Here is a 24,551-nt window from a genome sequence, read left to right as displayed (position 1 = left end):
CAAACGGCGTAGATTACGGTGTCGGTTAGAAATTTCCTCCCTCAGCCCACCCCCCGTAGACTTGGGCCGCCCCAAAAGCACCGCCCAGCCCCCGGAACTCCAGCCACTGTTCTAAAGTCCTAGCGGTTTGGGAATACTGAAACTAGGTTGGCAAATGGCCTATCGGCACAAGTTTAGTACACGTTACTAGAGCACGTCATGGTAGCAACACCCCACTACAGCAAAAACGAAGCCTCCGCCCGGCCCGATCGAGAGTTCAGTCTCTCCAGTTTGGGAGACGAGGATGAGGGGGCATCCCTATCTCTCAAAGGTTTCTCTGCGTCCGACACTGACGAGAGCGACTTCGAAGTCGATGCCGCCGAGGTGCTCAAAGGGCGTCGCACCACTGACCTAGTGCGTCTCTACCTGCAAGAAATTGGCCGAGTGCGCTTGTTAGAGCGCCACGAAGAGGTCTCTGAAGCTCAGTGCGTCCAGGGCTACATGCAGCTTTTAGTCGATCTAAACCAGGCTGCGGAAACAACCGGTGGCATTTTGGCCACCTACAGCAAGCTGTTGCAAACCCGCGATCGCCTCTCTTCTCAACTGGGCTATCGCCCCTCCCTCGAGCGCTGGGCCGCCGAGGCCGAAGTGCCCATTGCTGAACTCAAGCCCACCCTGGCTGAAGGTAAGCGCGCCTGGGCCGCCCTCACTACCCTCACCGTGCCCGAGCTAGAGAAGGCGATCTCCGAAGGCATCCGTGCCAAAGAGCATATGATCAAGGCCAACCTGCGCCTGGTGGTGTCGGTGGCCAAAAAGTACCAAAACCGGGGCCTAGAGCTGCTCGATCTAATTCAAGAAGGCACCCTAGGCCTAGAGCGCGCGGTCGAAAAGTTTGACCCCACCAAGGGCTACCGCTTTAGCACCTACGCCTACTGGTGGATTCGTCAGGGCATTACGCGGGCAATCGCCACCCAGAGCCGCACTATTCGCTTGCCTGTCCACATCACCGAAAAGCTCAACAAAATCAAAAAGGCCCAGCGCAAACTCTCCCAGGAGAAAGGCCGCACCCCCTCGATTGAAGACATCGCCCGCGAGCTCGACATGACCGCCGCTCAGGTGCGCGAAGTACTGCTGCGCGTACCCCGCGCCGTGTCGCTAGAAACCAAGGTGGGCAAAGACCGCGACACCGAGCTGGGCGACCTGCTCGAAACCGACTGCATGTCACCCGAAGACATGCTGATTCGCGAGTCGCTGCGCCGCGACCTGCAACAGCTGATGGCCGACCTCACCACCCGTGAGCAAGACGTGATCAACATGCGCTTTGGTCTGGGCGACGGCACCCCCTACTCTCTAGCTGAGATTGGCCGCGCCCTAGAGCTATCGCGCGAGCGAGTGCGCCAGATTGAGTCGAAGGCGCTGCAAAAGCTGCGCCAGCCCAAGCGCCGCAACCGCGTCCGCGACTACCTCGAAGCGCTGAACTAGAGATCCTGCATAGCTACCTCAAGCCCCCTTGTTTTTAAGAAAAGCAGGGGGCTTTTTCTTGGGTATTGCCGTGGCCTGCCATGGGAGGCATAAGCGAGATCTGTTGGGTGTAGGCGTTGAAGCGAATTTTGATGGCGGCATCGTCGCGACGGCTGGCTAGCAGGGTCTCGTAGTCGTCCCAGGCTTGGTAGTGCAGAGTAACGGTGCTGCTGGGGGGCAGCTGAAGCGCTCTGGGCTGACGGTGAGAGCCATGATGCTTTGGTTAGTTGGACGGAGGAATGGTGCGATCGTAGTGCAAGATCAAAGCGCTTGGGGCTTTTAGCGAATAAGCGATCGCGGCCCACCAACTAATAATGTTGAGGTAACCGCGCCTAGAATTGCCCCAATCATGTTGTTCTTACTACTGTTGCAGTCGCCTAGGCTTGAGGGAATTAATTGATTCCAAAATTCCTTAAAATCTGTCAAAGGTCATTCTCTGGTCAGCCTGAAAATTTTTTAACGACCCCATTCACCCGCCTTTCGAACTCCGTCAACCAACTTGATTCGGTCGGTGTGCAACGAGATTGTTGGACATCATGGCACACGAGCTTCAAAATCTTTATCCATAGAAGTCAATAAGAAATCTGAAATAAGCTGAGATACTTGGTCAAATTTTTTAGCGGACAAGTTTGGTGAATTTGCAGTTAAAACACCATGAGCAAAAATATGACGTGTACATCGTGCCAGAAAACTGACATTCACATCTTGACCACTCATAAAGTCACGCATCATCTTTTTAAGCTCTGAGCCACTCAAATGCTCACAAAGGAAGCCAGAAAATAAATTCTCAGGATCTAACTTACGAATAGACTTGATAACATCTTTCTGTAATTGACTGTCTTGAAGCACTTTGACTTTAGATTCATACTTTGGATTCAAGCCAAGAATGCAACAGTATGTCTCAAATGCTGAGTACACCAAAAAAATTCTAGTGATTGCAGAATACAGATCAGGGGTATCCGAGCCAGAATAATGATCTCCCAGATCTAATGCCTTAAAACTCTTTGCCAGACGAAAACGAGCAGACCATCTAGATAACTGAGCAAAATCACTAAGCTCTTTGGGCATCACATTATCTTCATTACGAGAAACAGAGACAAAGCGTGACCATGCTTTCGGATAGTTACTATTAGACAAAATGATATCACCGCATAAATAATGATGTCTAACTATGTATTAAGTGTCAAATCTGCTAGATAAGCCTCTGACTTTAGGTCTCATCCCTCACCTTTGATGTCTAGCTTCCTGACAAAGGGGTATTATCCGTCAATTATGCTGGATAAGCCCTCTGGATGGGTACTTATCTGTCGACATTTGACCTCGCAATTTACACAAACTTGTACTGGTGAATAGATTACTATTCCATGGTTGACGGGGAGCGTCTGTACCAGTATTCTCTTACATTGAGCCGTTCAACCCGACCGGCGACCATGCAGAACTCGAAAACTTTGGCGCTGTATGTAGGCGCTTCCAACACCTACGAACATCTAACCCCGCAAATCTAGTACGCAGATTGCAGGGCTAAGGTCGATCGTACCCTAGCTACCCCAGTTTGCACCTCAGCTGCGGTTAGTTAGGGTTTTTGCGTTCTGCTCTCCTCGAACTTAAGAGGAAGCAGAACCAATGTTTGAATATCTCGGACCCGATGCAACCGATAACTGAGGAACCGGATACCTGCCGCTGCCACTCCGTGGGAGATCAGTTGTCTGCTGGTGTTATAACAACTGACGGTGTAGAGCGGCTGTTGTTGCCATGGAAGACGGCTTCAATATTGTTGCCATCGGGATCGAGGACAAACGCACCGTAGTAGCCTGGGTGGTACTTGCGCTCGCCGGGTGCACCGTTATCACGACCTCCTGCTCCGATGGCGGCTTGATAAAACGCATCAACAGTCATGCGATCAGGTGCTTGAAAGGCCAGATGAACGTGGGACACGTGCCCGTCAGCCTTATCAACCCACAATTCGTCAGCTAAGAAGTGATCTTCGTCTTCAACAAAGACATCCAGTTTGTCCAAGGCCGTAAATACGGCTCGGTAGAAGCGCTTGCTAGCGTCCAAGTCAGAGATGCGTAGATGAACGTGATCAATTAGTCTTCCAACATGGAATTGCATAGGCTATTTCCTGACCTAACGGTGAGTGCAGCAGCAGCAATTAAATCTAAGGAGAGCGCAGCCTACACATTCAGTACCGTGAGCTGGCTCAGCAGGGGGTCAACCAGGGTTTGGTGCTTGTTGGCTAGCAGCTGCTCCATATAACTGATCAACCGCTGGCCCTGCTCTAGGCTGGGCACATAGACCTGGCCGCTGGGTCGGGTAAATAGCGGCGTATTGGCCAGGGTCGCCAAGTCGGTGCTGGCGGGAACCAGCACCGAGGGGCTACCGGTGGTGCTGGGCAGCAAACCGGGAGGCAGACGACCTTCCAGCAGCGCCATGAGGTGAGCCTGACAGGCATCAACGTTCAGGCCCCGCTCTTTGAACAGGTGCAGAATGCCGCTGAGGGGCATAGGCTGCTCGGGCAGGGTACGCAGCACCTCCATCAGCAAGAACATGTCGCTGTACTGGTGGCGAGTGAGGTCGAGCACCTGGGGATAGCGCACCAGGTTAACCAACCCGTAGGTGACCCGGCTACAGCTGGGGGGGCGATCGCTATGGTACGTATCCTGCACGATGGTGGCATTGGGGAACTTCTGCCGCAGCCAGCGGGCGATCTTGGGCAATGAGGCGCTACCGCCGGTGCAGATTACCTGATTAATACCTTGGGTATTGAGCCCGACCTCGCTCAGCAACCGGTTGACGTGGCCGTTGATGCGCTGAATGTAGGGCAGAATAATCCGGTCTTCCAGGTCTTTGCTGCGCACTACCCAGCGCTGGTCGGCCAGCTCTAGCTCAAACTGGGGCTGGTGCTGAAGAATAATCTTTAGGTGTCGCGCCGCTTCTAGCGCGCTCTGGCCTAGCAGGGAGGTTTCTAGCCGCTGGTAGAGGCGCTGGCGACGGGCTGTGTCGGGCTCAGCGGGACGGGGCATTTCGCAGCCGTCAAGAGCTAGATCGCTCCAGTGGGCGCCATCTAGCTCAGGCATGGCGGCCTGCCAGCCCCAGCCGGTAGATTGCGGCGATCGCCCATAGCCCTCAGCGGGGCGACTCTGGCGACGTTCGGCGGGGTGCAGCAGGTGGCAAATAATGTCGAGGTCAATGGCGTCGCCTGCATAGCTCATTGAGTGCAGGGCAAAGTCACTGTAGGAGAGTTCACCTAAGGCTCTAGGCAAATCGACAATGCCCACCTCGGTCACGCTGGCCCCGGCGGAGAGCACCACGGTGCCCCCGGTCCAGGGGCAGGCGTAAAGGGCCTGCTGCTGTATAGGCTGGCCGTTGCCCTCGGGCAGCGGGGTCGAGGGATCGGGCAGGCCTGAGAGCACAGCGGCGATCGCATCTTCTACAAAATAGATATCGTCGGGGTTGGCGGTGAGCCTTGCCCCTAGCACTGCCTCTCGCAGGTTAAAGGTGTAGGTATCAGGCCAGTTGGCTGGGTAGCTGACAACGACTCCGTTGAGGGCTTGCAGAGCAGCAGCGATCGCCGCCGCATCAAGGCCAACGGCACCAACGGTGAAGGCAGCCTCTGAGGTTAGCCCTACGGGCAAGGTGGCCAACAACCGGGTCAGGCCGTCTTGGAACACAGGCAGGGGAATGCGATCGCGATCGGACCACTGCACCTGAGGTTCGGGACCGTCTGCCCCTGTAAGCGGAATGCCCAGCTTGAGATAGGGCTTTAGCGCTTTGAGCAACACTGCACCCTGGTCGGCAGTATCGCCATCGCTCCAGTTCACAGTGAGGGCCGACGAACCTACTGACTGCACTTGGTAGCCCTCATCGTGGGCCTCCACCGAGGCCAGCGATGGCAGCCGAAAGAACTTGTCGGCGGTCACCCCAGAAATGGCGTTATCGACCCAGTAGAGAGGATAAACCTGGCCACCTCGACGCTCCAAAAGTACCGCCGATAGGCCGGTGGTACCCACATCCAATCCCAAAAACCACAGTGGGGTGGGTGCAGCAGGCGCTGGCTCAGGGTCCACTGGCGGCCCTGGGACAACGGCGTGGGATTGATCGATGTCCAGATCGGCGAGGAGATCGGGTTCGACGGCTGCAGGTTCAACAGTTGCAGGCGCAACGGTTGCGGGTTCGGCAATCTCGGGTACTAGAGCTGCTGGAGGCTCGACGACGGGCGCAACCAAGTCGCTGGGAACCGCGGCCAGGGTAGATTCAGCGCCAAGGTCCGTTTCTGCCAGCAGTTGGTCCAGCTCGGGGAAGTCTGGCGGAGCTCCTGGTTCCTGGATCTCGGGTTCCTGGATCTCGACTTCTGAGGCTGCTACGTCTGGAACGTCTGGCTCTGAGATCGGGGCGATCGCATCCAGCTCAGCAGCATCCGGCTCAGGGGCAGCGGTCTCAAGATCAAAAAAGCTGTCGAAATCAAGATTATCAACGGCCGCTGATTCAACGGAGACCTCTTCTACGTCCTCAATGGGCTCATCAAAGAGGTTGTTTGCGGGTTCATCTAAGTTGGGTTCTGCATCCAGGGGCCAGTCCGCGTCCAGCGCTGGGGTAATGGGCGGCTCTATAGAATTGTCCAAACTGCTTAGGCTAGCCTCCGCCCCAGCGGCCTCATCTTGGGCAGGAGTAGATTCTCCCAGCCAGTCTTCTACAGAAAAATCTAGATCAGCACGGGGGTCAGCGGCGGTTTCTGGCTCGAGGCTCAGGTCTAGATTCAGATCCAAACTCGTGGGAGCGTCTACTGAGGGGCGATCGCTCTCTAAGTCATCACCTGGTAGTGGGGAATCGAGGGGGGAGCGAGGCTCTGGTTCGGCGATCGCCTCGCCGCCATCCAGCGGCCCTAGATCGAAGGCACCAAGGTCTAGATTGCCAAAGTCTTGGGGGTCGGAATCGAGGGTGTCAAGCCCAAGGTTGAGGTCGAGGTCTAACTCAAGGCTTGGCTCTGAGGAAACCGGGGTCAGGGGTTCTCCCAGCAACGCATCGAGATTGATGAAGTCAATCATTGCCTCCATCGAATCGGCCGTCTCTGCTGCCGCCGCTTGAGTAGGGTCAGCAGGCTCCGGCTGAGGAACCGTTAGCGGTGCCTCCGGGGTTTCTTCAAAGTTGGCTCCAGCGGCATTCAAAATATTGTCAAGGCTGATTTCTCGTTGCCAGTCGGTAGCTGTCTCTACCGGAGCGTCGGCAAGCACAGTATCGTCGCCACCTCCATCGCCCAGGGCCGTCAAATCACTCAAACTGGGCTCATCCCCAACGGGCTCGTCTAGGCTCAAATTTAAGTCATCTAGAGTGAACGAGAGATCTGACGCCGCAGACTCCGAAGGCGTTGCGGATAGCCCCCAGGTTTCAAGGGTGAGCGCGGGCTCTGTTGGCTCAGCACCTAGCGAATCGCTTAGACCAGGTTCATCCCCAGCGGGCTCGTCTAGGCTTAGGTTCAAGTCATCTAGAGTAATCGAGAGATCTGATGCAGCAGGCTCCAAAGGCGTGACAGGTAGTCCCCAGGCTTCCAGGATGGGCGCTGACTCCGTTGGCTCAACAGCACCTAGCGAATCGCCTAAGCCAGACTCATCGGCGGCGGGCTCGTCTAGACTCAGGTTTAAGTCAGCCAAAGTAATCGAGAGATCTGGCGCAGTGGGCTCCAAAGGTGCAGCCGATAGTTCCCAGTCTGGGATGAGCGCTGACTCCGTTGTCCCAGCCTCTAGCGGAGCGAAGGCGTCAGGCAACTCACCTTCTAGATCGAGTTCCTCCAAGGTGAGATTTTCTGAGGGCGACTGGGCAGCGGAACCCAGTGAGAACAAATCGGCCATGGTGTCGCCCGGCGCGTCGGGTAGGAGGGCCGAGTCGAGGGGGCCGCTGGTGCCAGTGCCCAAGTCAAAATCAGTCAGCGTAAACTCAGCTGGGGGCGACGTAGGAGCCACAAGGTCAGAGGTTTCTCCGAACCCAGTGGAGGCTAGATCGTCTAGGGTAGTTTCTTTCAGTTTTGGGTCGGGAGCCAGCGGCGTCAGCGGATCGATCGTCAGCTCTCCTAGCAAATTCTCTAGGGTCAGGGATGGACCAGTGGCCCCTGTGAAGGTAGAAGGTGCGGGGGAGGGTTGAGCTGGCTCTGGGGGAGAGAACCCGGTGAGATCGTCAAGGGTCAGGCCCGATTCGCCTAGAGCAGGTTGCTCGGGTTCTAGACTTAAATTGAGTTCCGCCAGGATAGAGGCCAGAGAATCGTTAGCTGCCGCAGCCGTAGGAGCCTGGTCTAGGGCACCAAACAGATCGCTGGCGCTGGACTCAGGTGGCTGAGTCGGGGTTGCTTCGCCAAAAAGGTCGATCGCAGGTTCTGCGGGTGCTTCTGGCGCAGGTGATTCTGGCGCGGGTGCCCCTGGCCCAGCCGTATCCCCAAACAAGTCAAGACCAGCTTCGCCTAGCTCAGGGTCATCTAGGGTAAGCGCTGAGATATCAAACAGATTCAAGCCGCCATCCCTAGGGGCAGCCGTCTCCGGCTCTGGCTCGCCAAATAGATCAAGGCCTGAGGACTCTGCCATAGGGGCGGGCGCATCGAGGGGCTCATCCCTGGCATCGGCTACGGGGCTGTCAAACAGATCAATGCCAGTGGCCTCCACAGCAGGTTCATCCAAACCAGGCAACGGCTGATCACGCTGACCAAACAGATCAACTGCATTCTCCCCAGCCGCGTCATCCGAGGCCGGCGACGCGAATAGATCAATGCTCAAGTCATTTGTGCCTGGGTCACTCACGGATTCATCAGCACTGGAGGGCGACGGATCAGAGTCAAGGCTGACGTTCTCAAAGGCGGGCTCGAAGATGGGCGACTGCTGATCAACTGTCTCAGACTGGGCTAGGCTGAGGTCTGCCAACGCTGCGTCGCTGAACAGATCGATGCTGGGCACCTCCTCAGAGAAGGTTGGCTCTGGTTCTAGCGTCTCAAGTTCTAAGCGATCGAGGCTAGACCAATCTGAGGTGGGCTCCGCTGCGGGCGGCTCTGCCGCCGGAGGTTGTTCTAGGGAGTCAATCTCTAGATCGCTCAACGTCACCTGATCTAAGGCGGCGTTAGAAGGGGCGGAGGTCTCTGTGCCGAATAGGTCGAGGTCTTGGGCTGGCTCTGCAGCGATGGGCTCATCGCCCAACAAATCGAAGCCGGGTTCCCCTGGCATGGCTGCTTCGGTGAGGCGATCGAAGGCAGGGGGCGAGGCATTGTCAGGGGCAGGCTCTTGATCGGCGAAAAGATCAACGCTAGCAATGGAGGAAGGGGGCACCTCGGCAGGCGGGTTGAATAGCTCTGGAGAATCGGTCAGGTCAAGCTCTAAGTTAACTGGCGACAGGCTCTCAGAGGCCACCTCGGTTTCTAGATTCTCCAGGTCTTCCTGGAGCTGGTCAACCATGGTGTCATCCATTGCCAGGTCGTAGGCGCCAGTGGTGGGCAGGGCGTCTTGGGCCAGCAGGTCTTCTTCGGGGGAAGCAGCCATGAACCCACCCAGCAGGTCTTCGCCATCGCTAGTGGCGGTCTCTGAATTCCCCACCTCTCCGGGGCTGGCGGGCAGTAAATCGTCGAAGGATTTAATAGTGTCAGGAAGGTCGAACCCAGCATCGGCGGGTGCTATGGAGCCAAGGCTGAGATCTAGGCGATCGCCCGAGTTCTCCCCCAGTAGGCTGCTCAGGTCAACGCTAGTGAGGTCAGTAGCCGCATCGGCCTCGGCCATCTCGGCTGCCTGGGTGAGCAGGGTTAGGTCGTCAGGACGGGGCAGATCATCAGCTGGCTCTGGTGAGGCGATCGCATAGGGCTCATCTACGGGGGTCACTGCCTCGCTCAAACGGTCGATCGCCAAAAAATCATCTACAGCATCCCCTGAGTCAGCGGCAGGCGAGGCCCCAGCAGGTTCAGCAGAAAATCCGCCGCCAAACAAGCTCTGGTAGAGATCATCTAAAGCCGATTCAGCCTCGACCCCAGCCGCCGCCACCTCAGTAGCAGGGTCAGCACCGTCAGGCAGCAACACCGCCGACGATGGATCGGGAGCAGCGGCATCGAGGCTGTTGAGCAACTGCAAATCAAGGGGCGAAGATTCGCTGGCCTCGGCGGAGTCTAGATCGGCCTCTAGGTTGTCATCGAGCTGGAGTTCGCTAATTTCATCTTCAATTTGCAGCAGAGTGAACTCGTCATTACCTAAATCATCTAAATCGTCAAAGCCAAGGTCTAAAGCCTCTAGCTCCAACTCAGCCGACTGGTCGCCCCTCTCGGCAAAGGCATCCCCACCCAAGGTTTCGGGGGTGGAGGTCTCAGGCCGAGGCTGGGGCAGTTCGCGGCGCTGACCCGACTCTAAATACGTTAGGGTCTCGGCGTTGATTTGCTGACCCAGATGGGTCACCAGAGCACTAAACATCAGCTCGCCCTGCTGACCCAGGGTGTGCATCTGGTTAAGCCCCTGGTTGAGCGAATCTTGGTAGCTATAAATGCTCTGTTGTAGCGTGTCAAACACCGATCGCAGCGATTGATCGAGCCCCAGCATGAGCTGATCAGACTGGGCCTGTAGCTGCTTGAGAAACTCAAGCCGCTGCATTGGAGTGAGGCCAGGGGCGTCGCCATCGGCAAACCCTTGGGGAGACTGCATTAGCCCATAAGCGTTGGCCGTGGCCGACTCCAGCCGCTGCACCGACTGGTTCACCTGGGCACTAAGGCGGGCCTCAAGCTGCTGGGTCATCTGCTGTAGAGCCGCCTCCCAGCTGGGGGGCAGCTGGTGAAGATTGGCTCCCTGGTCGATCTGCACGCGCTGCTGCTGAAGCTGCTGCACCTCTTGCAGCAACAGCTCCCGCTGCTGCCTGAGGGTCGCCACCTCATTGCGCAGGGGGTCTAGAATCTGCATGGTCTGCCCGCGCAGGTACTGCATTTCCTGCAGCAGCGCCTTGAGCACCTGGCTGGCGGCAGCGGTAGTCGGGTCATTGGGCAAGCCGCTGGTGGGCGCAGCTTGGGCCTCGGGGGCAGCTTTCACCTCGGCCAGGTAGGCCCGCGCTCGGGCCAGCAGCTGGCGCTGATTGGCATCATTCGACATCACCCAGGGCAGCCGTGGCGCGGCTTCCCCCAAGATTGAGTCAATTTCGGCTACCAGAGCTTCCAGTTCGTCCTGCTGCACGGCTACCCCTTGTGTTTACCTTTACCCCAGCGATTGCCAAAGTGTATGTCAGGCGACTGTAAAAATCACACGAAACCATACCTTAGCGCCGCTGATTTCAATGGATGCGCCTCTACCCTGCGAAGTCACTAGAAGGGCCGTTAGAGATACCTCTGATGGAGCCAGCCCTATGGGTGATCGCCCCGGTCGAGTAGTGGAGGAATGATATAGTGCTAAGACTTTGGATTCCGCCGCTAGGCTACCAGGGAGAAATTCTACCCCTAGCCTGGGATAGGATGGGTTGAAGCGATTTAATATCACTAACTTAAACAAAAAAATTAATGTTGGGGTAATAAATGGATGCCCGCTACAATCCTCGAGATACGGACGCCGATCTCAAATTAATTCGTTCGGCGCTGCTATTTCAGGACCTGCCGGAGGAGGCTGTAGCCGAAGCCACCAGCCACGTGGTCTCTCGTCGCCACCCGGCCAACCAGGTGATTTTGCTTGAAAACGACTGGGGCAGCTCGGTCTACTTCATTCTGGAAGGCTGGGTCAAAATCCGCACCTACAACCTCGACGGCAAGGAAGTCACCCTCAACATTTTGGGCAAGGGCGAGCTGTTTGGCGAAATGGCCCCCCTCGAAGAGGTGCCCCGCTCCACTGACGTGATTACCCTGGTGCCCACAGTCATTGGCAGCATGCCCGCCAGCGACTTTGTCAAGCTGCTCAATACCCAGCCTTTGGCCGGCATTCGCCTGTCGCAGCTGATGGCGCGGCGGCTCAGACAGGTCAACCGTCGCCTGCGGCTGCGCGAGTCTGACAGCACCTCGCGGGTAGCCGACATCATTCTCTTTTTGGCTGACGGGCAGGGGCATCGCAGCACCAGCGGCATCGAAATTCCCAACCTGCCCCATCGGGAGTTGAGCAGCCTCAGCGGCCTGGCTCGGGAGACGGTGACTCGCGTACTGAGTAAGCTAGAAAAGAAAGGGCTAATTGTGCGGGACAAAGACCTCATGAGCATTCCCGACATCAACGCCCTAGAACGTCTGCTGGTTTAGCCATTCATGAGTCACCCCCCTGACCCCGCCCCTGGGGCTAAGTTTGTGCCCCCGGTTGACGACGCTGCGAGCGATTTCGATGGGCTAGACACCTACCTGGAGTACCGCACCTCAGAGGACGAGGCCGATGGGCCTGACCTGTCGCACCGCCTCAAATCTGGCCCCTTAGCCATGGTCGAAACGGCCTTTTTGGCCAGCACCGCCGCGCTGATCTGGCTGGTGAATACTTACTTTCCGCCGGGGCCGATTCTCCGAATTTTGTTTCCTCTGCCGATGGCTCTGGTCTACCTGCGCTGGGGACCGCGGGCCGCATGGATGTCGGCTCTCGTGTCGGGGCTGCTGCTGTCGGTGCTGATGGGGCCACCCCGCAGTCTGCTGTTTCTGATTCCCTATGCGCTGTTGGGGGTGCAGCTGGGCTTTTTTTGGGTGCGGCGAACCAACTGGTATGTGTCCATCGCAATGGGGTCGCTGCTGGGCACCATTGGGTTTTTCTTTCGGCTGTGGCTGTCGTCGGTGCTGGTGGGCGAAGACCTGTGGGTGTATTTGACCACCCAGGTCACTCAAATGCTGAACTGGGGTCTAGAGCGCCTAGTGGGCTTAGGCGTGCTGGATGTGGGCGTGCTGGGCCAGGCCAATGTGGAAGCGGTGCAGATTTTAGCTCTGGTGTCGGTGCTGGCGAGCAATGTGGTGTATCTGTTTACGGTGCATCTGGCGGCCTGGCTACTGCTGGGGCGGCTGGGAGCGAAGATTCCGGAGCCGCCGGGGTGGGTGCAGGATTTGTTGAAGGAATAACAGGGAACAAGGTCAGAGGGTGCAAGGTAAACGGTATAGGGTTCAAGGCGGAATCAGCCCTAAACCCTATACCCTGCACCTTAAACCCTTTTCCAAAATCGCTGTTTGTGGAGTCGTAAGTTCTGTGGATGAGCCGTTGATTAAGGTTTATACGCAGGGTCGGCGGGGGGAGGATTGGCTGGGGCGGGTGCGGGGGTTGCGGCCGGGGCTAGTGCTGACGTTGGGGTTTACGGAGACGGGACTGGTGGAGGGAATTTCGGCGGCGGGGGCAACTCCGAGCGATCGTCGCTACACGGCCCTAGCCGATGCTGAATTTATGGTCAACGGCTTGACGACGGCCCCGAAATTTCCGCTGCCGCCGCTTCAGGCTGGGGCTTCTCCGGCGCTGATCTCTAGGGCTGTTATTGCAGAGCAGGGAATTCCCCTGGTCGTTCTGAACGCTGGGTTGCCCCAGCCACCGACCGTCCCTCATTTGAATCTGGGAGGGAAGCCAGCGCAGTGTCTGAGCACGGGGGCAGCTTTGCCGTTGGATGTGGTGCGTCACCTGTGGCGGCAGGGGTTAGAGCAAGGGGACTTGCTGGGGGGCGAGAGCGATTATCTGCTGCTGGCGGAGTGTGTGGTGGGGGGAACGACTACGGCATTGGGTCTTCTCACCGGGCTGGGGCTGGATGCGACGGCGCGAGTTAACAGCAGCCACCCGACCTGTAACCACGATCAGAAGCAAGCTCTGGTTGCTAGGGGATTGTCGCTAGCAGGCTTGCCCGAGCGACCGCATCCCCTGGAGGTGATAGCGGCGGTGGGCGATCCGATGCAGCCTGTGGTGGCGGGGATAGCGATCGCGGCTAGTCGCACTCGGCCTGTGCTGCTGGCGGGGGGCACGCAAATGCTGGCGGTCTATGCGCTGATTGTGGCGATCGCAGCGGCGGAAGGCTGCGACTGGAACCCTGAAAACGTGGTGGTGGGCACCACGCGCTGGGTGGCGGAGGACGCCACGGGGGATACGGTGGGGCTGGCGGAGCTGACGGGGGCCTGTTTAATGGCGACTCAGCTGAGCTTTGCAGAGTCGCGGTTTGAGGCGCTGCGGGCCTACGAGCGTGGGTTTGTGAAGGAGGGAGTAGGGGCCGGGGGATGTGCGATCGCCGCCTCGCTCTACCAAAACTGGGGTCAGCCGGAGCTTTTGGCGGCGGTAGAAGCGTTGCTAGAGCAAAAGTCTCAGCGAGATAGATCCCAGGGTTCTGGCTCAAGTGCTTCACCTTAAGCAAGTACCTCTGCTAGAACCCTGGGATCTGAGGCTGTAGGCTACTCCAGCAGAATGGTTTTGGTCATGATCACCATCCACTGGGCGGGGGTGGGGGTGGCTCCTTCGGTGCTGGGCGGCACGGGGATGGGGTCACTCCAGTCATTGGGGTCGGCGTAGCCGAGGGCGTGGAGAATTTTGATGGTGCGGTCTAGGGCGGCAAGGCTGCCGTAGAGCATGTGGCGCACTTTCTCGGGGGTTAGGGGCCGGGTGCCTTTGCTATCCCCACTGGGCGGCAGCGGTAGGGAACCGGCCTCTGGATTGTCGTTGGCGTCTGGTTCGAGATATTCAAACATCGGTTCTGTTTTCCTTTTCTGTGGTTGAGGAAGACAGAACGCGAAAACCCTAGCCACCCGCAGTTGAAGTGCAAACTGGAGTGACTAGGGTACGATCTCCCTAGCCTCGCAATCTGCCTGCTAGATTTGCGGGGTTAGCTGTCTGTTGGTGTTCCAGCACCTTCAGGCAGCGCCAAGATTTTCGAGTTCTGCATGGCCACCGTTCTGATCAAACGGCTTAATGTAAAAGAGTAATGGTACAGACGCTCAGCGTCAACCGTGGAGTGAATGCACTGCCTACTGACAGTTTTTATAAAGCTATACAGAAAGTTTTAGATGATCGCTAGCAGTAAAGATATGCTGAGTGACTTTCCGTATAACTACCCTCCCCAGGTGGATTATACGGAAATCGTCAGTATAACTATTCCCCACAAGGCATTTATACGGAAACTGTCGGCATAATAAATTGTTAGGCAACGTTATTCAAATCTTTTGAGGTACTGGTATTGAATAAATTATTTAAGCAACGATTTGAAGAATTAAAGGAGCAATTATCTCAAATTGAAGCTTCTAAATTTCGTCAGAATTACGGTGGCGGTGAGTATGTGAATGATGAATTGCTTTTGAGCTGGAAGGTAAAGGTAAGAAATTTATTGTCGAAAGTTTGTGGAGAAGAATCTCAGCATTTTAAGCAATTTGAAATAGCAGAAAATTACGGGCTCCCTGGAACAACAAATTTTGATGTACTAAAGAGGTTGAAAGCCGTATTCATTGCAGCAAAGGAGGATTTTGAGGGAGGCTATCTACTATCAATAAAGACATTGGTGCAAGCTGAAGTTTTTGACTCTGAGCTTGAACAGGCAAATGAGCTTTTTTCTAGTGGCTATTCCACTGCTGCCGCTGTAATTGCAGGAGTTGTTTTAGAGACAGCATTGCGAGAACTATGTGATAGAAATGAGATTCCACATGGAAAGCTAGATAAAATGAATGCAGATTTAGTAAAAGCTGGCGTATATAACAAACTTAATCAAAAGCAAATAACAACTGTTGCAAGCATACGCAATAGTGCCGCACATGGAAAACCAGATGAATTTACGGATCGAGATGTTTCTAACATGATTAGGGATGTAAATCAATTTCTTGCCAATCATCTTGTAGATTAGTTAGCCTAACAACCCCAACGCAGCGGACGGATAAGAGCTGCTTAAGTTCGAGGTAATCTGCCGCCGCTGGTCGGGAACGTTAGTCTTGTATCTCCTGATGCAGAGTTTAGCAACTTAAACCAAGACTGGTTGAACCATCGGCATGCTATTAAACTTAAGGCACGCACCTATTAGGAGCTACCTTAGTGCTTAGCGAAGTTGACCGCATTACACTCGATCCAGCGGTATGTTTTGGACAGCCAACCATCCGAGGTATGCGTATCACGGTAAGCTTTCTCTTAAAGCTGCTGGCCAGCCAACTATCTGTACAAGAAATTCTAAAGACATACCCAGAATTAGAAGAAGAAGATATTCGTCAGGCTCTCAACTATGCCGCCTGGGCGGTATCTGATCGCACGATTAGTTTCACGTCAGCATAAGCAGCCTACGTTTTGTTAGGGCTAGACTTGAGATAGGCCTCCTGCCAACCCCCTACAACAACTTCGGTGTTGGGGCAAGATTAATGGACTAACTAACCTTTGTGTGAGTCGTTTCTGCCTTTCCAGAGGCAAGCACACTGCAAAGCAGGTATGCCCGGTGCAAACTCCACAGAAATGGTGCCGTGGTAGCAGTTTTCTACAATGCGAAGCACCGTAGCTAAGCTCTATCTATTACCCTTCAACAGGTGGTGTTGGCAAAACCACAAGCTCACCAATATCAACATTGGGCGGTTGCGAGAGCGCAAAGAGCACCGTTCGAGCTACATCATCAGGACGCAGTGCATCGGGCTTTGGGTCATCAAAGAACGGTGTGTCTACCATCCCCGGTTCAATTAGAGTGACACGCACCCCCGTGCCTCGCATCTCCTCTCGCAAGTTGTAGCCGATCGCTGAGACAGCCCATTTCGAGGCTGCATACATAGAACCTTTCAGCACTGTGCGCCCTGCGATCGAGCCAGTAATGATGACGTGGCCTTTAGCTTTCTTTAGTTCTTCTAGGCTGGCCCGCAGCGTGTAGGCGACGCCCAAAATATTGGTGTTGACAATGCGCTGCCAAGACTCAACCGGAGCCCCCGAAAACCCACCCGGCTCACCGCCACAACCAGCATTAGCAAACACCGCATCTAGGCTGCCAAACGCCTCTACTGCGTTGGCTACCAACTCTTCTTGAGCCGCATAGTCAGTGACATCACAGGCAAAAGTCCGAACTCTATCGGCATCCAGTTCTTGCGCCAACTGTTCCAGCTTCTCAGTAGAGCGGGCGGCCAAGACAAGGTTAAAATTTTGCGCTGCCGCCTGTCGGGCAGTGGCGGCACCGATACCTGTAGATGCGCCAGTAATCAGTAGAGTTCTAGAACTCGCCATGTTAAGTCTCCCACTCTGCCACGAATCTCCATGGATATCTTGCCACAGATGCCGATTGGGCAAGAGCGGCTAGGGTTTGGGGAGCTAGACCGAATCACGGTCGATGCGCCGTTTCCGCCTATTCCAGGGGCAAACACACGGCAAAGCAGGTGTGGCCTGGTGCAGTCTCCACAGAGATGGTGCCGTGGTGGCGGTTTTCTACAATGCGAAGCACCGTTTCGAGGCCTAACCCCGAGCCTTTGCCGACGCCCTTAGTGGTAAAAAACGGCTCATAAATGCGCGACTTAATCTCCGGCGGAATGCCCGGCCCAGTGTCAATAATTTCTACCCGAGCGTCGCCCTGGAAGTGGCAGGTGCGCAGGGTGAGGGTGCCCTTCTCGCCCATGGCGTCGATCGCATTGTCGATCAAATTGGTCCACACCTGGTTGAGCTCGCTGCCGTGGGCCATCAGCTTGGGCAACGTCGCATCGTAATCGCGCTCCACCTTAATGCCCTGCTTCAGCTTGAAGGCAAACAGCCGCAGGGTGTCTTCTAGCCCCTGGTGCAGGTCAACCATCTGCTGCGCGCCCTGATCCATATAGCTATAAGACTTCATTGACTTGACCAGGGTGGCGATGCGCTCGGCCCCGTGCTGGCCACTCTGAATCATCGACATCATCTCAAAGGAGAGGGCCAGCCAGCGAATGCCCATATCGTGTAGCTGCGTGGGGTTGTCGCGCCAGGGGGCCATCAGCCTTTCTAATGTGGGGATATCGATCCCCGCCTGAGCTAGAGGTTCGGCCAGCTTCCAGGCTTCGGTAGCGCCGTAGTCTTCGAGCCAGTCGAGCAGTTCCTCTTCGCGATCGCTCACCGTCACCGCATTGGCCCCGCACTTGAGAATAGTCTCATAGCCCGCATCGCGTACCCGCTGCCACTCCGCCGATTCCGCTTCGGTGGCGTTGGTCTGGCCGTAGAGCATATTCATTTTCTCTAGCTCACGAATGGCGGGCACCATTTCGCTGAGCGATCGCACCAGGGCCGCCGCTGGGTTATTCAACTCGTGGGCCAGCCCCGCCGACAGCGTCCCTAAGGCCGCCATCTTCTCGCGCCCGCGCAAAAACGACTCTAGCCCTCGCACCCGCTGCTGCATCAGGCGAAACACCACACGCTCAAAGTCGCGGCACTCGTGCAGCAGGGTGAGAAAGTCGGCGCCGGCAATGCTATGAACCTGACAAGCTGACATCGCCTGTAGCGTCACCGGGGCGGGCTCATCCGTCAGCACCGGAATTTCGCCGATATAGCCAGGGCCTTCGTGCTGGCCAATGGGCATGGCGATGCCTTCGCTCTGGCGGGTAATGCCGAGGCGACCCGAGGCAATGACGTAGATCGTGGTGGTCAAGTCGCCCTCTTTGACCAGGTAGTCACCCTTAGATAGCTGGAGGGAGGTGGCGCGATCGCACACCCATTCCAGCCGCTCCTGGGGCAGGTGGTTAAAGGGCTCAATAGCTTTCAAGTGTTCCAGACAAAGCGTTGACGCGCTCATCGCACCGCCCCCAAATACTGGTGAACAAACTGCACGCAGATTGACCCTTCCCCCACGCCAGATGCCACTCGCTTGATCGATCCGCAGCGCACGTCGCCTACTGCAAACACGCCAGGGAGACTGGTCTCTAGCAGAAAGGGGGGCCGCTCCTGCGACCACACCTGATGGGGCGGCACGCCAGAGCTGCCCAAGTCTGGGCCAGTGAGCAAGTAGCCCCGAGCATCCCGCTGCACCAAATCTTCTAACCAATCGGTGTGGGGAGTGGCCCCAATGAAGATGAACAGAGACTGGGCCGGCACGGTTTCAGTGGCCCCGGTGATGGCATTTTGCAGCACTAACGCCTCTAGCTGCGTCCCGCCCTTGGCTTCGATCACGCTGGTGTGGGTCTGCACCGTAATGTTATCTGTCGCGGCAATTTGGTCGATTAGGTATTGCGACATGCTCCTGGTTAGCGAGTCACCCCGCACCAGCATCGTCACCGACTTGGCGTACTTGGCGAAGTTCATCGCCGCTTGCCCAGCAGAGTTGGCCCCGCCAATGATGTACACATCTTCCCCTTCGCAGGCCAAGGCTTCGGTTTGGGCCGCGCCGTAGTAGACCCCCGCCCCGGTAAACTGCTCCAGCCCCGTCGTGTCGAGCCGCCGCCACGAGACCCCCAAGGCCAAAATCACCGCGTGGGCGCTGATTTCACTGCCGTCGCTGAGGGTCAGCAGTCGGTAGTCGTTGTCGGTGCGCAAGGACTGCACCGACTGGGGCGTGAGAATTTCGACCCCAAAGCGGCGGGCCTGGCTGACGGCGCGGCGAGCCAGATCGCTGCCGCTCAGCCCCACTGGAAAGCCGAGGTAATTTTCAATGCGGGAACTGGTGCCCGCCTGGCCCCCGGGAGCCTCGCGCTCAATTAGCACCGTGTGCAGCCCTTCGGACGCGCCATAGACCGCCGCCGCCAGCCCAGCGGGGCCGCCACCGACAATCACCAAGTCGTAGAAGGGCTTGGCTGCTGTAGTTTGCAGGCCAATGCGAGTTGCCAGCTCGGCGGTGCTGGGCTGGCGGAGGGGTTCCCCATCGGGGAACAGCACCAGGGGCAGCTTGGCCTGGGTCACACAGCCGGCCAGGGTGCGGGCCTCTTCGCTGCGCTCCACATCCAGCCAGCGGTAGGGGATCTGGTTGCGGGCCAGAAAGTCTTTGATCTCGTGGCTCTGGGGGTTCCAGCGATCGCCCACCACCCGAATGCCCTCGAAGGGGGGCCGAAAGTTGGCCTGCCAATCGGCCAGCAAGTCATCAATTACCGGGTACAGGTTTTCCTCCGGCGGGTCCCAGGGCTTCATCAGGTAGTAGTCAAGGCCGACCTCATTGATAGCGCGAATGGCGGCATCGGTATCGCTGTAGGCGGTGAGCAAGGCCCGCTTGACGTCGGGCACCAGCTTGATGGCCTGCTCTAAAAACTCCACCCCGCTCATCTCGGGCATGCGCTGATCGACCAGCAGCAACGCTACTGGGTCGCCGCGCTGGACGACTTGTTGCAGGGCCTCGAAGGCCACTGCCCCAGAGCTGGCCCGCATGACGCGGTAGTGCTCGCCGTAGTGTCGCCGCAGGTCGCGGGCGATCGCTTGCAGCACATCCAGGTCGTCATCGACGGTGAAAATAATCGGTTTGGCCACGGCAAACACCTGAAGGGGGGCAACTCGGTTCAGCCCTTGACGGTGAAGAGATGACAGCCAAAGGCGTTGCTGCCCAGTGTAGCCGACCGACCTTTCAAAAATCTGCGTGGGGCTATACCTCAGCCACTGCTCACAGGCGTCTACAGATCCACCGGGTGCTGGCCGTAGTAAGGCATTACCGACGACCAGTTGGGGCGATCGCCCCTCAGCCAGCGCCCATGGGCCAAGGCCAAAACTTGCACCACCGTCGCTGCCAAGTCATCCCCAGCGATCGCGCGATGCAGAGATTGGGGATAGCTGGCCAGCACCTGCTCCCAAGCTGCTGCTTTGAGCACCTGGTCAGGGTGGGATGGCTCTAAGCCGTTAGCGGTCGATTTATAGATGGCAGTAAATAACTGCTCTCGCCGGGCCTGCATCTCCACGGCAACATCTGCCATAGACCCAGCCGGGGAATTATCCAGGGCCTGTTGGGCCACTGCGGCCAAACTTGACACGCCAAACAGCGGTATTTCTAGCTGCTGAGCCAGGGTGCGCGCTGTCACCACTCCAATCCGAGTGCCGGTAAAGCCCCCCGGCCCCTGAGCCACCGCCAAGAACGAGAGATCCGTCCAGGTGTAGGGCGCGATGAAGTTTATCAAAATACTGTGCAACTGGGTGGAGAGGTCACGCCCTAGAGGCCAGGTCTGGTGGCGAATTTCGCCGTCAAAATTACTCAGGGCCAGCCCCAAGTCGGGGCCGCAGGTATGAATCGCTAGACCTAGCATGAACGTAGATTGGGTATCCAAAAGACTAGGAGTTTAAGAATACAGGAGCCAGGAGCAGGGTAAACCCACCGCTGCATCTTCAACTGTCCTGACCACCGACTTCCCTAGCATTTCTGGTGCTGACAGACCGATAGCCAGGATGCGATCGCCCCCTCCCTGACCTGCACCATCTGCGGCTCATCAGCACACCCTGCTCCCTAACCCCCTAGGCCATCCTGGTGCCGGTGCTCAACCCAAATCAGCCACTCGTATTCACAACACTTGGAGCATTACAGGGGTAACCAACGTCACTACCTAAAGTCAGGGTTCTCTCCAGTACCGAGTCAACTTTCGGTAACTTTTATAAAGCCTTTTTCTTTACACAGAAAAATCACCAGATGCTTTCAATAATGAAGGTATCCGGCTGTCGGTCTTGATGTCTGGTATTGCTACGGTCGCCCCCATGAAAAATCGCTGCCTCCCCAACTGCCTTATTCTCCGCAACTTGTGTGTAATCTTGGCCCTGGTTGCCGGAGGCGTACTGATAGCAGCAGACATCCACGCTTCAGCCAACCAGCAAGAGCAGCAGACGACAGCCCTAAAGCAGCTGTTTGTCTACCAAATCTTGTTGAGTGCAGAGCAAAAACAGGAGTAAGCATCAAACGAAGGTAGGGGCGCAGCCTGCTGCGCCCCTACGAAATTCATGCTGCTGAATTGGCCCTAGAGTGCCTCCCTAAACCCCGATCGCAGAGGGCACTGGGTCTTTCTTTGCTTTCCGGGGCCGGTTGATTGGGTCCATGTAGGCCTCTAGGCGCTTAAAGACAAAGGATGCCAGGGAGGTCATCACCAGATAGACGATCGCCACTGCCAGATACACCTCAAAGGCGCGGTAGGTGGTTGCCACCGTTAGCTGCCCCTGACGGAACAGTTCTTCAAAGCCGATTACTGCCGCCAAGCTGGTGTCTTTGATCAGGGTAATGAACTCGTTACCCAGGGGGGGCAAAATGCGCCGAAAAGCCTGAGGAAAGACGACGTAGCGCATAGTCTCGACCGGATTCATCGCGAGGGATTCGCCCGCCTCCCACTGGCCGCGATCGATGGACTGAATGCCGCCGCGCAGAATCTCCGCCAGGTAGGCGGCTACGTTGAGGCTGAGGGCCAGTACGGCGGCAAAGATGCGGTTAAAGCTGAGGTCAAAGCCCAGGCTTTGGAACAGGGCGGGCAGGCCGAAGTAGATCATAAACAGCTGCACCAGCATGGGCGTGCCGCGAAAGAAGTCGACGTAGATGCGGCACAGCCAGCGCAGAGGTTTAATGGGCGAAATCATCGCAAAGGCCACCAGTGACCCGCCAATCAGCCCTAGAAAGAACGAGGATGCGGTCAGCAGAATGGTGATCCACGCGCCGCGTATCAGGTTTTGGAACAGCCGCCCCCAGGCCAGACCCGAGGCCGTGCCGGCGTCGGCCAAGGATGGAGCGACTACCGGCAGCTCCGGCGGCTCGCCAGAAAACCAGCGCTGGTAGATCTCGGCGTAGGTGCCGTCTTGCAGCAAGGTGGCGAGGGCATCATTCATCGCCGTCAGTTCTTCAGAGTTTTTGGGGATGGCAATCCCGTAATACTCTTCGGTGACTAGCTCGCCGACAATTTTGAGGCCCTCGAGATTGGCCTCGCGAATGGCATAGAGGGTGACAGGCAGGTCGTTGACCACGGCATCTACCCGACCGTTGAGCAGCTCTTGCAGAGCCAGGGGCGAGTTGTCAAAGGTGCTGACGGTAGCCCCTTCTACCTGGCCAGCTTGGTCGGCTCCGGTGGTGCCGATCGCCACCGCAATGCGCTTGCCTTCTAAATCTTCTAGGGTTGTGATGTCGTTGTTGTCCTGGCGAACGGCGATCGCCAAACCCGCCTTGAAGTAGGGCCGGGTGAAATCAATGGTTTGAGCCCGTTCGGCGGTAACGGTCATGCCGCTGATCGCCGCATCGATGGTTCTCGACTGTAGCGCCGGAATCAAGCCATCAAAGGGCAAGGTAATAAACCTCACCTCTCGCCCAGCGGCTTCCCCCATCGCTGTCATCAGCTCAATGTCAAAGCCAACCAAGTTGCCACTGTCGTCCTTCATCTCAAAGGGCGGAAAGGCAGGTTCAGTGCCCACCTCCCACACCGTTGGAGCATCTTGAGCCAGACCGGTCAGCTGAGCTGCCCCGATCCCAAGCAGCAGTCCTAGCACCAAAGCTAAACAGCGCTTCAACCAGCGTGAGCTAAACAGACGAAAAACCATGTCGGCGACACTCTACGACAAAAGCTTCCGGAAGCTTCCGGGCGATCGCAATCCGGGTTGTGTTGCACCATAGTCAATTCCCTTCACGATAAAATGTATTTCAGGATACAGATGTCTCTGGTTGCCAGTGATTCTCTGATAGAGATTAAGCCCTGTCATTGCGCCCGCCCATGACGACCACCATGACCGCGATCGCCACCCCCGTAATTGCCTGCGAAAACTTGTACAAAAGCTACGGCTCGCTGGAGGTCTTAAAAGGGGTAAGCACCACCTTTACTAAGGGCGATGTGGTGTCGATTATTGGCCCCTCGGGCTGCGGCAAGAGTACGTTTCTACGCTGCCTCAATCGGCTAGAGGCCATCAACCAGGGCCACCTAGAGGTGATGGGCCAAGACATGTCAGCCCCAAAACTGCCCTGGAAGGCGCTCTACCACCTGCGCAGCCAGGTAAGCATGGTGTTTCAGCACTTCAATCTGTTTCCTCACCTGACGGTGATTGAGAATTTGATGCTCTCGCCCCGCAAGGTGCTCAAGCACTCTGATGCCGACTGTCGCGACCTGGCCAGCCAGTACCTGGCGAAGGTGGGCCTAGGCGATCGCGCCGATGCCTATCCCGAGCAGCTCTCGGGTGGGCAAAAGCAGCGGGTGGCGATCGCCCGTAGCCTCTGCATGCAGCCCGAAGCCATTCTGTTTGACGAGCCCACTAGCGCCCTCGACCCCGAACTGGTGGGCGAGGTGCTGGGCGTCATGCGCCAGCTCGCCGAAGAGGGCATGACCATGATTGTGGTCACCCACGAAATGCAGTTTGCCCGCGAAGTCTCCAGCCGAGTGCTGTTCTTCAACAACGGCATCATTGAAGAAGAGGGCATCCCCGCCGAGGTGTTTAGCAACCCCCGCAGCGATCGCCTGAGATCCTTCCTCAGCCGCCTGAGTCAGCATCAGTAAGGTTTAGGGTATAGGGTGCCGGGTCCAAGGGGGTGCCCTATACCTTAAACCCTATACCCTGTACCCCAAGTCTTTCTCCCCTCCGTCACCCATCCCAGCAAAATTCCATCTCCAAAGATTGATCTAAGCGTTGATCAACGCTAAGATTAGAATCTTTGGAAATTGCTTCCAACGTTAGACATTGTTCGGAGAGTAAACGTTTATGGCGCGATATAGAGGCGCTCGCCTGCGGGTTGTACGCCGCTTGGGTGAGCTACCGGGTCTGTCCCGCAAATCCCCCCGTAAGGCTTATCCGCCGGGGCAGCACGGTCAAGACCGCAAGAAAAAATCTGAGTACGCAGTCCGGCTTGAAGAAAAGCAGAAGCTGCGGTTTAACTACGGTTTGACCGAAAAGCAGCTGCTTCGCTACGTGAAGAAAGCTCGTCGGGCTGGTGGTTCGACTGGTTTGGTGATTCTACAGCTGCTTGAAATGCGGCTTGACAACACCGTGTTTCGCCTTGGCTTTGGGCCGACCATTCCTTCGGCGCGGCAGGTGGTCAACCACGGCCACATCTGCGTGAATGGCCGCGTGGTGTCGATTCCTAGCTATCAGTGCCGTGCCGGTGATGTGATCACCGTGCGCGATCGCGAAGCTTCCAAAAAATTGGTCGAAGCCAACCTGGAGTTCCCCGGTTTGGCCAACGTGCCCGCCCACCTCGAGCTTGACAAAGCCAAGCTCACCGCTAAGGTCAATGGCATCATTGAGCGCGAGTGGGTGGCCCTCAATGTCAACGAACTGCTTGTGGTTGAGTACTACTCCCGTAAGGCCTAAGGCTGCTGGTCATTACTG

The 24,551-nt window shown here is 56.8% G+C and carries 18 protein-coding genes; 9 read left to right on the top strand and 9 right to left on the bottom strand.

Annotated features, from left to right (window positions below; all coding sequences use genetic code 11):
- The first annotated feature begins 198 nt into the window (after window positions 1-198).
- Window positions 199-1,461 (top strand): RNA polymerase sigma factor SigC, encoded by a 1,263-nt coding sequence (gene sigC, locus NC979_RS08600; RefSeq protein WP_190514720.1) that lies wholly within the window; start codon window positions 199-201, stop codon window positions 1,459-1,461.
- 573 nt (window positions 1,462-2,034) lie between these two features.
- Here sigC and NC979_RS08595 read toward each other — a convergent pair.
- The 3 genes from NC979_RS08595 to NC979_RS08585 all read right to left on the bottom strand — a co-directional run bounded on the left by NC979_RS08595 (window position 2,035) and on the right by NC979_RS08585 (window position 10,670).
- Complete coding sequence (locus tag NC979_RS08595) at window positions 2,035-2,637, bottom strand: hypothetical protein (RefSeq protein WP_190514719.1); 603 nt, start codon at window positions 2,635-2,637, stop codon at window positions 2,035-2,037.
- A 561-nt stretch (window positions 2,638-3,198) separates the two neighbouring features.
- Window positions 3,199-3,612: a VOC family protein gene (locus tag NC979_RS08590; RefSeq protein WP_190514718.1), complete on the bottom strand. Its 414-nt coding sequence runs from the start codon at window positions 3,610-3,612 to the stop codon at window positions 3,199-3,201.
- Between the two features lie 62 nt (window positions 3,613-3,674).
- A complete protein-coding gene (locus tag NC979_RS08585) occupies window positions 3,675-10,670 on the bottom strand; it encodes a hypothetical protein (RefSeq protein ID WP_190514717.1) in 6,996 nt (2,331 codons plus the stop codon).
- A gap of 335 nt (window positions 10,671-11,005) precedes the next feature.
- On the opposite strand from NC979_RS08585, the gene NC979_RS08580 reads away from it, so the two are divergent.
- The 3 genes from NC979_RS08580 (at window position 11,006) to cobT (ending at window position 13,760) form a co-directional block, all read left to right on the top strand.
- Window positions 11,006-11,710: a Crp/Fnr family transcriptional regulator gene (locus NC979_RS08580; RefSeq protein WP_190514716.1), complete on the top strand. Its 705-nt coding sequence runs from the start codon at window positions 11,006-11,008 to the stop codon at window positions 11,708-11,710.
- A gap of 6 nt (window positions 11,711-11,716) precedes the next feature.
- Window positions 11,717-12,502: a DUF2232 domain-containing protein gene (locus NC979_RS08575; protein WP_190514715.1), complete on the top strand. Its 786-nt coding sequence runs from the start codon at window positions 11,717-11,719 to the stop codon at window positions 12,500-12,502.
- 124 nt (window positions 12,503-12,626) lie between these two features.
- Window positions 12,627-13,760 (top strand): nicotinate mononucleotide-dependent phosphoribosyltransferase CobT, encoded by a 1,134-nt coding sequence (cobT, locus tag NC979_RS08570; RefSeq protein WP_431191042.1) that lies wholly within the window; start codon window positions 12,627-12,629, stop codon window positions 13,758-13,760.
- Between the two features lie 41 nt (window positions 13,761-13,801).
- Here the strand turns inward: cobT and NC979_RS08565 are convergent, their stop codons facing one another.
- Complete coding sequence (locus NC979_RS08565; RefSeq protein WP_190514714.1) at window positions 13,802-14,095, bottom strand: hypothetical protein; 294 nt, start codon at window positions 14,093-14,095, stop codon at window positions 13,802-13,804.
- A gap of 485 nt (window positions 14,096-14,580) precedes the next feature.
- On the opposite strand from NC979_RS08565, the gene NC979_RS08560 reads away from it, so the two are divergent.
- Window positions 14,581-15,237 (top strand): DUF4145 domain-containing protein, encoded by a 657-nt coding sequence (locus tag NC979_RS08560; protein WP_190514713.1) that lies wholly within the window; start codon window positions 14,581-14,583, stop codon window positions 15,235-15,237.
- A gap of 185 nt (window positions 15,238-15,422) precedes the next feature.
- Complete coding sequence (locus tag NC979_RS08555; protein WP_190514712.1) at window positions 15,423-15,656, top strand: DUF433 domain-containing protein; 234 nt, start codon at window positions 15,423-15,425, stop codon at window positions 15,654-15,656.
- Between the two features lie 231 nt (window positions 15,657-15,887).
- Here NC979_RS08555 and NC979_RS08550 read toward each other — a convergent pair whose 3' ends face one another.
- From NC979_RS08550 to tsaB, 4 genes are all read right to left on the bottom strand, one after another.
- Window positions 15,888-16,580, bottom strand: coding sequence for an SDR family oxidoreductase (locus NC979_RS08550; RefSeq protein WP_190514711.1), 693 nt, complete (start codon window positions 16,578-16,580; stop codon window positions 15,888-15,890).
- 118 nt (window positions 16,581-16,698) lie between these two features.
- Window positions 16,699-18,102 (bottom strand): sensor histidine kinase, encoded by a 1,404-nt coding sequence (locus NC979_RS08545; RefSeq protein ID WP_190514710.1) that lies wholly within the window; start codon window positions 18,100-18,102, stop codon window positions 16,699-16,701.
- A complete protein-coding gene (locus tag NC979_RS08540; RefSeq protein ID WP_190514709.1) occupies window positions 18,099-19,760 on the bottom strand; it encodes an FAD-dependent oxidoreductase in 1,662 nt (553 codons plus the stop codon). Before NC979_RS08540 ends, NC979_RS08545 begins: the two co-directional genes overlap by 4 nt.
- Before the next feature lie 140 nt (window positions 19,761-19,900).
- Window positions 19,901-20,524 (bottom strand): tRNA (adenosine(37)-N6)-threonylcarbamoyltransferase complex dimerization subunit type 1 TsaB, encoded by a 624-nt coding sequence (tsaB, locus tag NC979_RS08535; protein ID WP_190514708.1) that lies wholly within the window; start codon window positions 20,522-20,524, stop codon window positions 19,901-19,903.
- Between the two features lie 442 nt (window positions 20,525-20,966).
- On the opposite strand from tsaB, the gene NC979_RS08530 reads away from it, so the two are divergent.
- A complete protein-coding gene (locus NC979_RS08530) occupies window positions 20,967-21,158 on the top strand; it encodes a hypothetical protein (RefSeq protein ID WP_190514707.1) in 192 nt (63 codons plus the stop codon).
- 78 nt (window positions 21,159-21,236) lie between these two features.
- Here NC979_RS08530 and NC979_RS08525 read toward each other — a convergent pair whose 3' ends face one another.
- A complete protein-coding gene (locus NC979_RS08525; RefSeq protein WP_190514706.1) occupies window positions 21,237-22,778 on the bottom strand; it encodes an ABC transporter permease subunit in 1,542 nt (513 codons plus the stop codon).
- Between the two features lie 170 nt (window positions 22,779-22,948).
- Between NC979_RS08525 and NC979_RS08520 the strand changes: the two genes are divergently transcribed.
- Complete coding sequence (locus tag NC979_RS08520) at window positions 22,949-23,722, top strand: amino acid ABC transporter ATP-binding protein (protein ID WP_190514705.1); 774 nt, start codon at window positions 22,949-22,951, stop codon at window positions 23,720-23,722.
- Between the two features lie 202 nt (window positions 23,723-23,924).
- Entirely contained in the window at window positions 23,925-24,533 is a 609-nt protein-coding gene (gene rpsD / locus NC979_RS08515) for a 30S ribosomal protein S4 (protein ID WP_073610655.1), read from the top strand.
- Window positions 24,534-24,551: the final 18 nt, after the last annotated feature.

It is taken from the genome of Leptolyngbya subtilissima AS-A7, assembly GCF_039962255.1.
GTDB lineage: Bacteria > Cyanobacteriota > Cyanobacteriia > Phormidesmidales > Phormidesmidaceae > Nodosilinea.
Note: the sequence above shows the minus strand (reverse complement) of the source record. Positions and strands in the feature narration are given on the sequence as shown.

Excerpts from the sequence above, each read along its gene's own strand:
- sigC (WP_190514720.1), top strand. The coding sequence starts at position 199 with ATGGTAGCAACACCCCACTACAGCAAAAACGAAGCCTCCGCCCGGCCC.
- NC979_RS08590 (WP_190514718.1), bottom strand. The coding sequence starts at position 3,612 with ATGCAATTCCATGTTGGAAGACTAATTGATCACGTTCATCTACGCATC.
- NC979_RS08580 (WP_190514716.1), top strand. The coding sequence starts at position 11,006 with ATGGATGCCCGCTACAATCCTCGAGATACGGACGCCGATCTCAAATTA.
- NC979_RS08575 (WP_190514715.1), top strand. The coding sequence starts at position 11,717 with ATGAGTCACCCCCCTGACCCCGCCCCTGGGGCTAAGTTTGTGCCCCCG.
- NC979_RS08565 (WP_190514714.1), bottom strand. The coding sequence starts at position 14,095 with ATGTTTGAATATCTCGAACCAGACGCCAACGACAATCCAGAGGCCGGT.
- NC979_RS08550 (WP_190514711.1), bottom strand. The coding sequence starts at position 16,580 with ATGGCGAGTTCTAGAACTCTACTGATTACTGGCGCATCTACAGGTATC.
- NC979_RS08545 (WP_190514710.1), bottom strand. The coding sequence starts at position 18,102 with ATGAGCGCGTCAACGCTTTGTCTGGAACACTTGAAAGCTATTGAGCCC.
- tsaB (WP_190514708.1), bottom strand. The coding sequence starts at position 20,524 with ATGCTAGGTCTAGCGATTCATACCTGCGGCCCCGACTTGGGGCTGGCC.
- NC979_RS08530 (WP_190514707.1), top strand. The coding sequence starts at position 20,967 with ATGAAAAATCGCTGCCTCCCCAACTGCCTTATTCTCCGCAACTTGTGT.
- NC979_RS08525 (WP_190514706.1), bottom strand. The coding sequence starts at position 22,778 with ATGGTTTTTCGTCTGTTTAGCTCACGCTGGTTGAAGCGCTGTTTAGCT.
- NC979_RS08520 (WP_190514705.1), top strand. The coding sequence starts at position 22,949 with ATGACGACCACCATGACCGCGATCGCCACCCCCGTAATTGCCTGCGAA.
- rpsD (WP_073610655.1), top strand. The coding sequence starts at position 23,925 with ATGGCGCGATATAGAGGCGCTCGCCTGCGGGTTGTACGCCGCTTGGGT.